This window comes from Pseudomonas morbosilactucae, from assembly GCF_023241665.1.
Lineage (GTDB): Bacteria > Pseudomonadota > Gammaproteobacteria > Pseudomonadales > Pseudomonadaceae > Aquipseudomonas > Aquipseudomonas morbosilactucae.
The window spans coordinates 1-1,182 of the sequence record NZ_JALQCX010000079.1 but is presented as its reverse complement, the minus strand read 5'-3'; the positions used below and the strand labels follow the sequence as shown (position 1 = coordinate 1,182).

The 1,182-nt window shown below is 63.5% G+C and carries 2 protein-coding genes; both read left to right on the top strand.

Annotated features, from left to right (window positions below):
• The first annotated feature begins 103 nt into the window (after nt 1-103).
• Nucleotides 104-640, top strand: a complete 537-nt coding sequence (locus M1B35_RS30390) for a baseplate complex protein (RefSeq protein ID WP_268263901.1) — start codon at nt 104-106, stop codon at nt 638-640.
• Nucleotides 637-1,182 (top strand): hypothetical protein (locus M1B35_RS30385; RefSeq protein WP_268263900.1); only part of this gene is annotated, 546 nt, incomplete at its 3' end. The genes M1B35_RS30390 and M1B35_RS30385, both read left to right, overlap by 4 nt.

Genomic DNA, 1,182 nt, shown 5'->3' with positions numbered 1-1,182 from the left:
TGTTGGAGGGCGAAGCCCCGGGGCACGAATGGGTGCTGTCCGCCGGCGTGCTCCTGGTCGGATCGCACCAGGGCCTGAGTTTTGTTCGTGAATTGGTGGGCCTATGACCTTGTTGCTCGATGGTAAGCAGATCCGGGGCAAGAACCTCAAGGTCACCGCCAACCTGCGGATCGAAAGCGACGACCTGTCAGGCCAGACCAGCAACACCGAGAAGGCCCACAAGGGCTTCAAGCCCAAGACCCTGGCCGTCACGCTGATGATTCCCTTTGTTGACCAGGTGCAATTGCGCGACCTGATGCGCCTGGCAGAAGCCACCGCCGGCGGTGGCCAGCTCAAGATGTACCGGGTAGTCAACGACACTGCCGCCGCCTTCGGGGTGCGCGAGGCGCAGTTCTCGGAAGGGGTCAGCGCCCGGGAGGATGATTCGCTAAAGACCTGGCTGGTCCAGTTCACCTTGTCGGAGAAGTTGTCGAACCCGGAAAAGGTCGAGAAGCGCCGCGCCGGCAATGCTGTCAGCGCGCAATCGGCGCCCGGGCAAGGCGTGGGTGGCGAAGGTGGCAGCGGCGAGGCTGGCCAGGAGCTGAGAGGCTTTGAGTCGGTCCTGAAAAAGGTGGATGACTACCTGGGCGGCACGTCTTGAAGCTGCACAAGGTGTTGACGATCGGTGGCCAAGTCCATGACTTGGTCAAGGAAGACGTTCGCCTGGACAGCAAAAGCCCCGGCCGGGCGACGTTCACAATCCAGGCCACCACGCCGGTCAAAGGCCTGGTAACGCTGGATATCGGCTACAACGAACGAACGCTGCAGCGGCACTTCATCGGCTACGTGGAGCGATCGACCGCGGCGAATGGCGTCCAGCAGATCCTGGCCTGCCGCGAACTGGCGGCCGTCCTGGGCAACCCGCTGCCGCTGAACCTGCGCCACGTCGACCTGCAGGCGGTGCTGGCCGAGATCAGCACCAAGACCGGCTTACGCTTCCGGGTGCCGGCACAACCCTATGCCCGGGTCAAAGCGCCGTTCTTCTACAGCCTGGCCACCGGCTACTTGGCCATGGACAGCCTGGCCAGTGTGTTCAAGATCCCCGACTTCATCTGGCAGCAGCAGGGTGACGGGGAGGTTTTTGTGGGCAGTTGGGCGGACAGCTTCTTTGGCACCCGGGCGCCGCTGCAACTGCCCACCGGG